This is a genomic window from Escherichia sp. TW14182 (assembly GCF_000208525.1).
In the GTDB taxonomy this organism is placed as follows: Bacteria; Pseudomonadota; Gammaproteobacteria; order Enterobacterales; family Enterobacteriaceae; genus Escherichia; species Escherichia ruysiae.
The window spans coordinates 1-9,016 of record NZ_AEJZ01000311.1; the positions used below are offsets into that span (position 1 = coordinate 1).

Genomic DNA, 9,016 nt, shown 5'->3' on the forward strand with positions numbered 1-9,016 from the left:
CCCCCGCCGGTGGCATAGCCGCGCATCAGCCGGTAAAGATTCCCCACGCCAATCCGGCTGGTTGCCTCCTTCGTGAAGACAAACTCACCACGGTGAACAATCCCCGCTGGCTCATATTTGCCGCCGGTTCCCGTAAATCCTCCGGTTGCAAAATGGAATTTCGCCGCAGCGGCCTGAATGGCTGTACCGCCTGACGCGGATGCGCCGCCACCAACAGCCCCGCCAATGGCGCTGCCGATACTCCCGACAATCCCCACCATTGCCTGCTTAAGCAGAATTTCTGTCATCATGGACAGCACGGAACGGGTGAAGCTGCGCCAGTTCTGCTCACTGCCGGTCAGCATCGCCGCCATATTCTGTGCAATACCATCAAAGGTCTGCGTGGCTGCACTTTTTACCTGCGACATACTGTCCGTGGCGCTCTCTTCCCACTCACTCCAGCCGGACTTCAGGCCTGCCATCCAGCTCCCGCGAAGCTGGTCTTCAGCCGCCCAGGTCTTTTTCTGCTCTGACATGACGTTATTCAGCGCCAGCGGATTATCGCCATACTGTTCCTTCAGGCGCTGTTCCGTGGCTTCCCGTTCTGCCTGCCGGTCAGTCAGCCCCCGGCTTTTCGCATCAATGGCGGCCCGTTTTGCCCGTTGCTGCTGTGCGAATTTATCCGCCTGCTGCGCCAGCGCGTTCAGGCGCTCCTGATACGTAACCTTGTCGCCAAGTGCAGCCAGCTGGCGTTTGTACTCCAGCGTCTCATCTTTATGCGCCAGCAGGGATTTCTCCTGTGCAGACAACTGACGACGTTGCGCCGCCTCCTCCAGTACCGCGAACTGACTTTCTGCCTTCCACAAATCCCGGCGCTGCTGGCTGATTTTCTCATTCGCTCCGGCATGCTTCTCCAGCGTCCGGAGTTCTGTCTGAAGCATCAGCAGGGCAGCATGAGCACTGTCTTCCTGACGATCGCCCGCAGACACCTTCACGCCGGACTGTTTCGGCTTTTTCAGCGTCGCTTCATAATCCTTTTTCGCCGCCGCCATCAGCGTGTTGTAATCCGCCTGCAGGATTTTCCCGTCTTTCAGTGCCTTGTTCAGTTCTTCCTGACGGGCGGTATATTTCTCCAGCGGCGTCTGCAGCCGTTCGTAAGCCTTCTGCGCCTCTTCGGTATATTTCAGCCGTGATGCCTCAGACTCGGCCCAGTCCTTTGCTGCCATCTCTCTGGCCTTTTCAAGATCGGCCTGCAACGTGGCGGCTGAAAGCCCAAGTTGCGCATTCGCTCTGTCCTCCCATGCTCCCCGGAGATTGGCAAGAAATGCTGAGGTTTTACCGCGCCGGTGGCTCCGGCTCTGATACCACTGCCATTTTTTGTCCGCCTCATCAAAAGCCTTTTCTGCTTTCTCCAGCATTCCCTGGGCAGTGTCCGGGCGACCAATATCCAGCACCGAATCCCACATGGATTTGAATGCCCGTGCTGTCCTGTCTGCCCAGGTCTCCAGCGTGCCCATGTTCTCTTTCAGGCGGCGGGTCTGGTCATCAAACCCTTTCGTTGCGGCCTCGTTCGCCGCCTGCAATGCCCCGGCTTCATCTCCGGAACGCTGCAACTGAGCAACATACGCAATCTGCTCCGCCGTCACGTTATGGAACTGACGTGCCATCGCTGTCAGTCCCGACGTCGGGTCTGTGGTCAGCTTCCCGAAGGCTTCAGCGACCTTGTCCACCTCCACGCCGGATGCAGAGGAGAAACGCGCCACACTCTGGCTGATCGCCTCAAACTGCTCACCACCACGCACACCGGCATTCACCAGCGCCGTCAGTGACTCGCTGGTCTGGTTAAACGTCAGCCCTGCCGCCTGCCCGGCTCTGGACAGGACCAGCATACGATCTGCCGTCAGTCCCGCCTGATTGCCGGAAAGGACCAGCGTTTTGTTGAAATCGGACAGGGTTGAGTTGCCCTGATACCAGGCATACGCCAGCGCACCGGTCGCCACCGCCAGCGAGGTGGCCCCCACCATCGGCAGGGTGATCGCACCGGCAAGCCCCCTGAACATGGGGATCATCCCGCCGAAGGAGTCCTTAACCTGACCCCCCTGTTGCAGCAGGATCAGCCACGGGCTTTGCCCGCCTGCAAGCTGCGTGGCCACGTCGGTGAACTGTGCAGGCAGCATACGCATGGCGGCTTTATACTGCCCGACGGAAATCCCCGCTTTCTGTGCAGCCAGCGCCTGTCGGCTCAGCGACTGTTCAACGACTGCCGCTGTTTTTTTCGCATCAGTTTCCGTACCGGAAAAATGACGCCTGACTCTGGCCATCTGCTCGTCAAATCTGGCCGCATCCAGACTTAAATCAACGACCAGATCGCCTACCGGTTCAGCCATACCGGACTCCTCCTGCGATCCCTTCTGATACTGTCATCAGCATTACGTCATCCTCCGTCATGTCCGCCACATCCGGGGAAGCGGGGATAACTTCATTCCCGTCCGGGCCAAAGCGGACGCCTCCGGCAAGCCCTGCCGCTTTCTGCATCAGCACATCATCTTCAGGCTCTTCGTCAGCCTCACGCCGGTTCAGCAGACTGAAATCCAGCGGATGCATATCCGGATCGCTGAAAAACAGGCTGAGCACGGTGTACGTCAGCCCGGAAAAGTGCATATCCAGCAGAACATCATGAAAATAATGGGTACTGTAAAAGCGGTGCCAGTCGGCATACTCCGTGGATGACATCCCGGCAAGCATGGCACGCCAGTCGGGTCGCCCCATCTCTCGCGCCAGTTTCAGGGCAAAACTCAGCTCACCATCGAACACTTTCCCGCAGAAACAGGCTCTGCAGGCCCGGCGTCCTCTGTCTGTTCAGGAGCATCATTCACCACAAACTCATACATACCGGACAGCCGGTACACCACGTTTTCAGCATGAGAAATTGCCTCTGTGGGCCAGGTGGTAAGCACTTCCTGCTCAATTTGTTTAACGGCTTCATTCATGGACGGCATCTTTGTCTTCTGCGGATGGCTATGCCACAGGGACATCGCCACCAGAAAAGCACCGGTTCTGACGAGATCTTCCACGCTCACCTGTCGATTGAGACTGGCTCCCGCCTGTTCTGCCTGTCGTTTCAGCAGGGCGAGATGCTCAATTCGCTGCAGGGCTGACAGTTCAGAAAGCGTGACGCTCACACCGTTATATTCAAATGATTCGGTTTTCAGGAACATCGCTGACTCTCCGGATTAACTGTCGGTGACGGTGATTTCTGCAACCACAGCAAGTTCACCATTACCGGATACAACCGGAATGTTGACCTTGCCTGCAGCAACACCTTTCACGGTGATGGTCATACCACTGACCGACACGGTGGCTTTTGTTTTATCCGCAGACACCGCACGGAAGCTCTTGTCGGTTGCGCCTTCCGGCTGGAATGCCACGGTCAGCGTGGTGCTCCGCCCTTTCACCACCGAGGTGCTGGCAGGCGTCACAGTCATACCGGTTGCCGCTGTTACCGTGCTGCGATCTTCTGCCATCGACGGACGTCCCACATTGGTGACTTTCACCGTGCGGGTGATCACTTCCTTCGCCGTCACCGCCTTACCGATACTGCTGACCCAGCCACGGAACACATCGACCGTGCCGTTCGGGAAGCGGATTTTATAGGCACGGGTATCGCCTTCATTAAACCACGCCAGCAGCGCCTGCTGCCCCTGCTCTCCGGGCATCCACGCCAGCGTGAAGCTGGTATCTCCGGCAGATTTCTGCCCCTGCCCGGTCGCAGTCCAGTCTGCATCTTCATCATCGAGATAGCTGTCGTCATAGGACTCAGCGGTCAGTTCGCCGGGCGTCAGGTCTTTAACTTTTGCCAGACGCGACCAGTCAACGTCTGAAAGCGGATTCGCATAAGGGTCACCACTCCCCTTATAAACCCACAGGGTGGTCCCGGCACCTTTCACCGGCATTACAGGATTTGGTACAGGCATAGCGTCCTCACATTTCATAGGTAATGACATAAGTCAGATCGGCTGAACTCCACAGGCCCGCATCATCGTCGCGCCGGTAGTCATAGCCGCTGGCCACCATACTGGTGATCAAATCTGACAGTGCCGGGATATCACTCATCACCGGATAAATCCGGGACTCCATCCACGCATCCAGCTCTGAATCCGGCACCTGAGCAGGCAGGAAAACTTCGATATGCAGCTCCGCCTGCCAGGTATCGCTGTCCAGCTCTTCGCCCGTGTATTCAGCGCCGGTGAGATAAACGGCAACTGCCGGAAAATCCGCCTCATCAAAAACAGCGGGGCGACCATCAAAAAACGTCGCCCCGGTGTCATGCTTCTCCAGTGCATCCAGTACGGCTGCACGGAGTTCAGTATGTTTCATCGCTTTATTACCATCCTCAGTTGATGCTGCAGCGCATAGCCCAGCTCTTTCGGAAGACGTTCACGCCGTATCCGCTCAATATTTTGTTTAAACGCCGTGGTCAGCGGCACCGCCATCGGGATTTTCACCACATCAATGGGGTAACGGTTTTTCCCGGCCACACGCTGCATGACATGCCAGCGGCCATTTTTCAGTTGCTGAATAAACGCGCCGGGAATACGACGGTTTCCCACCACAAGCACGCTGCCGCCACCTTTCAGGGCTGAACGCTGCCCCTTTTTACGACGCCTGCGTCGGGACAGGACAATCCGCGCGTTACCCAGCTTTATTACGGGCAAATCCCCCCGGTTAACCCTGATTCTGGCCTGCGGATTTTTGACCGTGGCCCTTTTCAGCCTGGCCCTTTCCTTTACCAGTTTCCGGCGTACCCTTGTCTCACGGGCAACCTGTGACGCAGACTGCGATATCGCGGATGACGCAACGCGGTTAATGGCCATTGCTGACGCACCGGGCACCGCCGTTTTGCTGATACGACTGAGGTTTTCAACGGCCTGCTCAAGACCTTTTATGGCCATACATCCCCCCTTCAGCGGCGACGGTTAACGGCAGGCGGTACGCCCCGCCCAAGCCAGAGATGACAGCTTCCGCCATCATCCGGCGAAATCCGGTCCACCCAGAAGTTTTCCTCGCCGATGGTCAGTGTGTCTCCACGCCGCAGCTGCCGCACATCATCAGTCCGGACAAACAGGGACGGGCTGGAGCCTTCAACGCGCACCCCCTGTCCGGCATAGCTGATATTTTCAGGGTCATCAAAAACACCACGTATCACAGCACCGGACAGCTCACCGGATGTCATGGTGGCTGACGTTCCCATGTACCCGCGTATCGTTTCATCGGCGCGGGCAATGGCAGCATCGAACAGGTTATCGGAATCAGCCACAGCGCCTCCCGTTATTGCATTCTGGCCAGGCCATGTTCTGTCATTTCGGCTGCCACACCGGCAGAGACACGAAACGCCGTTCCCGGCAGCACAAATGCCACAGGCTCATCCCGCGTGGCGTGAAGTGCATCAGTATGCAGCGTCACCAGTGCCACGACCGTGACCAGAGCAGCCGTATCAATCACGGTATCCGGCTGCGCTGATACCACCTCATTTTCATGTCCGGTCAGCGCATTTTCCGGGCTGACAGATGTGTCCTGACCGGCAGCGTCATCCGTGTCATCAAGCTCCTCTTCCAGCTCTGCCACACGGAGCACCAGTTCTTCTTTCGTCCCCGTCAGGCTGACATCACGGTTCAGTTGCTCACCCAGCACCTGAAGACGGGCAATCAGTTCATCTTTCGTCATGGACTCCTCCACAGAGAGAAAATGGCCCCGAAGGGCCATGATTACGCCAGTTGTACGGACACGAACGCATCAGGATCAGCCAGCAGCATCAGCGGTGCTGACTGAATCATGGTGAACTCACGCGCCGGATCGCCGGTGGTCACCCAGTTTTTCGGGTAGCGGGCAGAGGCGTTAATACCTTCGCGCTGTGCGTCCGCATCCTGAATGCAGCCATAGGTGCGCAGACCGCGTGCCTGAGTGTTCCCCAGCACCATCGTGTTGTCCGGCAGGAAGTTCTTTTTGACGTCGTTTTCCACGTACTGTCCGGAATACACGACGATCGCCGTATCGCCATACATCCCCTTATAGGACACCGCTTCGCCCAGGTCTTTTACCGCTGTCTCCAGCTCGGAATGAGAGCCGCGACGGGTATCCAGCTTCTCCTTGACGGCTTTGAAGGAACGGAACAGCGCCCAGCCTTTCGGATCAAACACGATGATATTCACCACGCCGCTGGCGTTCAGCGCATAGGCTTCGATATCGTCGGTCGGGTCATACGTGGACTTGTCACGCTTGCTCCACTCCGTACCACCGGACTGTGTGATGTTGTTCGCCGCACTGCGGCCCATATCCACCTCAACCGGATCGAAGGCTTCACCGGTCATGGTGTATTTGCCCTTAAGCACAGCAGAAACTGCCTGCATCTCTTCGACCTGAGCAATGGCCAGCTCTTCGTCTCGCATGTTCTGCATGATGATGCGACGGCGGCGGTAAGCCGGGTCCGCCAGATTCTGCGGATCTTCATCCGGCAGGCGACGCAGGGTCATCTGCGGATTCACCTCATGCTTGGGTTTGACATATCCCGGCGTAAATTCAGAGGTGGAGCCGCCACGGGAACGGATAACCTCACCGGAAACAATCGGCGAAACGTACAGCGCCATGTTTACCAGTCCCGGAATTTGTGAGAGATAGACTTTCTCCGTGGTGAAGGGATAGCTCTCACGGAAAAAGAGACGCAGAAACAGCGGATCAAACTTAAATTTCTGCTCATTTGCCGCCAGCAGCTGGGCGGTTGTGTACATCGACATAAAAAAATCCCGTAAAAAAAGCCGCACAGGCGGCCTTTAGTGATGAAGGGTAAGGTTAAACGATGCTGATTGCCGTTCCGGCAAACGCGGTCCGTTTTTTCGTCTCGTCGCTGGCAGCCTCCGGCCAGAGCACATCCTCATAACGGAACGTGCCGGACTTGTAGAACGTCAGCGTGGTGCTGGTCTGGTCAGCATCAACCGCCAGAATGCCAACGGCAGTACCGTCGGTGGTGCCATCCCACGCAACCAGCTTACGGGTGGAGGTATCCGGCATCAGCGGGGTCATTGCAGGCGCTTTCGCACTCAATCCGCCGGGCGCGGTTGCCGTATGTGCCGGGTCACTGTTGCCCAGCGGCTGGTAATGGGTAAAGGTTTCTTTGCTCGTCATAAACATCCCTTACACTGGTGTGTTCAGCAAATCGTTAACGGCATCAGATGCCGGGTTACCTGCAGCCAGTGGTGCCGGTGCCCCCTGCATCAGACGATCCAGCGCAGTGTCACTGCGCGCCTGTGCACTCTGTGGTGCAGCTGCCAGAATGCGGCGGGCCGTGTCCACGGTCATTCCGGGGGTTTCTGCCAGAACGCGCGCCTGTTCTTCGCGTCCGTGAGCCTCCTCACAGTTGAGGATCCCCATAATGCGGCTGTTTTCTGCCGCAACCGCTGCGGTGATCTGCGCGTTCACGTCCGGTTGCGCCGCGCTGGCGTTTTCGCCCTCCGTCGCTGGCACCACGTCAGTAACGTCAGCCTGCGAAGCAGTGGCTGAAACAGTTGTTGATTGAGTCTCTTTGGTCATTCGCCCTCCTGAGAGACGGGATTTACGTGCATCCAGTGCATCACGCATGACGGTGATCGCATCGGTGCTGTTAACAAGTTCATCAGCCAGTCCGGCATCAATGGCCTCCTGACCGCTGTACACTGCAGCCTCTGTATCCAGCACAGCCTGCACGGAAAGGCCGGTATATGCCGACACCTTCTGCGCAAACATCTGGCGGGTTGCGTCCATCCGGGACTGCAGTGTCTCCCGGACGTCATCCGGAAGATGGCTGTAGGGGTTGCCATCCACCTTATGGCTGCCGCTGTAAATCAGCGTGATTTCCACGCCCTGTTTCTCCAGCGCAGCACCGTAATTACTGTGAGCCATCATGACGCCGATGGAGCCTGTCCGGGCGGTCTGCGTGACCAGACGCCGGGAGGCGGCGCTGGCAAGCAGCTGACCTGCACTGCAGTTCATGTCGTTGGCCAGCGCCCATACAGGTTTTATGTCACGCACACGGGCGATGATGTCAGCGCAGTCAAATGCCCCTGCCACCATTCCGCCGGGCGTGTCCATATCGAGCAGAATGCCGTCCACCATCGGGTCACTGGCAGCCTGTTGCAGACGGGCGATAATGCCGTTGTAACCGGTCATCCCCGAATAAGGCTGCAGCGCCCGCGTCCGGCTGACCAGCGTACCGGACACCGGCAGCACGGCGATGCCGTTCATGACCTGATAACTGCGGGCCTGTCGTGGTCCGTCACCATCACCGGCTAACGCCAGCATCGCGGGTGCCTCTCCGGCAGTCAGGCTGTCGCCGGACACCGCATCCGTCAGGCGGCTGATCCCAAGCTGGCCTGCAAGCGCACAAAAGAAAACCCGCGAATAGGCGGGTTCAAGCATCAGCGGCTCATTAAAGGCCATGCTGGCAATATGCGGGAGATTACGCAGCTCTGCTGTCACTCTTCTCCTCCTCTGTTGATTGTCGCAGCCCGGATTCAAATGCCGCAGCCGCCCAGGCGGGCGGTTTAAGACCAGCCGCGCGGCGCTCCATCGTTTCACGGACCTGCTGGGCAAAAATTTCCTGATAGTCGTCACCGCGTTTCGCGCACTCTTTCTCGTAGGTGCTCAGTCCGGCTTCTATCAGCATCACCGCTTCCTGAACTTCTTTCAGACCATCGATGGCCATACGACCGGAGCCTATCCAGTCGCAGTTCCCCCAGGCACTGCGGGCTTCCTGAAAGCTGAAGCGCGCTTTTGAAGGTAACGTCACCACGCGGCGAACGATGGCCTCTTCCAGCCAGCACAGAAACATCTGGCTCGCCTGACGGGATGCGACGAATTTTCGCCGTCCCATAAAGTGCGCCCACGACTCGTTCGCGCTGGCCCGTGCCGTGGAGTAGCTCATCTGGGCGTAATTCCGGGAAAGCTGCTCATACGAGACACCAAGCCCGGCAGCGATATACCGCAGCAGTGACTGCTCAAACACGGA

12 protein-coding genes are annotated in these 9,016 nt (G+C 57.9%); all 12 read right to left on the reverse strand.

All coding sequences use genetic code 11. From position 1 onward, the window contains the following. On the reverse strand, window positions 1-2,366 hold a 2,366-nt coding region (locus EQY_RS0120530; protein ID WP_024212679.1), incomplete at its 3' end, for a phage tail tape measure protein. Then, a complete protein-coding gene (locus EQY_RS0120535; RefSeq protein ID WP_000459457.1) occupies window positions 2,359-2,793 on the reverse strand; it encodes a phage tail assembly protein T in 435 nt (144 codons plus the stop codon). The genes EQY_RS0120530 and EQY_RS0120535, both read right to left, overlap by 8 nt. Then, window positions 2,775-3,197, reverse strand: a complete 423-nt coding sequence (gene gpG, locus EQY_RS0120540; protein ID WP_000479188.1) for a phage tail assembly chaperone G — start codon at window positions 3,195-3,197, stop codon at window positions 2,775-2,777. The genes EQY_RS0120535 and gpG overlap by 19 nt, the downstream gene beginning before the upstream one ends. A gap of 15 nt (window positions 3,198-3,212) precedes the next feature. After that, window positions 3,213-3,953 carry a phage tail protein gene (locus tag EQY_RS0120545; RefSeq protein ID WP_024212680.1) on the reverse strand — a complete coding sequence of 247 codons (741 nt, stop codon included), beginning with the start codon at window positions 3,951-3,953 and terminating at the stop codon, window positions 3,213-3,215. Window positions 3,954-3,960: 7 nt separating this feature from the next. Beyond that, window positions 3,961-4,356, reverse strand: a complete 396-nt coding sequence (locus EQY_RS0120550) for a phage minor tail U family protein (protein ID WP_000683105.1) — start codon at window positions 4,354-4,356, stop codon at window positions 3,961-3,963. Further along, window positions 4,353-4,931 (reverse strand): phage tail protein, encoded by a 579-nt coding sequence (locus EQY_RS0120555; protein ID WP_000975101.1) that lies wholly within the window; start codon window positions 4,929-4,931, stop codon window positions 4,353-4,355. The genes EQY_RS0120550 and EQY_RS0120555 overlap by 4 nt, the downstream gene beginning before the upstream one ends. 11 nt (window positions 4,932-4,942) lie before the next feature. Beyond that, complete coding sequence (locus EQY_RS0120560) at window positions 4,943-5,296, reverse strand: head-tail joining protein (protein ID WP_000785282.1); 354 nt, start codon at window positions 5,294-5,296, stop codon at window positions 4,943-4,945. 11 nt (window positions 5,297-5,307) lie between these two features. Then, complete coding sequence (locus EQY_RS0120565; RefSeq protein WP_000158875.1) at window positions 5,308-5,703, reverse strand: DNA-packaging protein FI; 396 nt, start codon at window positions 5,701-5,703, stop codon at window positions 5,308-5,310. A 41-nt stretch (window positions 5,704-5,744) separates the two neighbouring features. Continuing rightward, window positions 5,745-6,770: a major capsid protein gene (locus EQY_RS0120570; protein WP_000063250.1), complete on the reverse strand. Its 1,026-nt coding sequence runs from the start codon at window positions 6,768-6,770 to the stop codon at window positions 5,745-5,747. A 55-nt stretch (window positions 6,771-6,825) separates the two neighbouring features. After that, window positions 6,826-7,158: a head decoration protein gene (locus tag EQY_RS0120575; protein WP_001512621.1), complete on the reverse strand. Its 333-nt coding sequence runs from the start codon at window positions 7,156-7,158 to the stop codon at window positions 6,826-6,828. Window positions 7,159-7,167: 9 nt separating this feature from the next. Then, window positions 7,168-8,487 (reverse strand): S49 family peptidase, encoded by a 1,320-nt coding sequence (locus EQY_RS0120580; protein ID WP_000123346.1) that lies wholly within the window; start codon window positions 8,485-8,487, stop codon window positions 7,168-7,170. Further along, a partial coding sequence (locus tag EQY_RS0120585; RefSeq protein WP_000314796.1) for a phage portal protein occupies window positions 8,468-9,016 on the reverse strand: 549 nt, incomplete at its 5' end. The genes EQY_RS0120585 and EQY_RS0120580, both read right to left, overlap by 20 nt.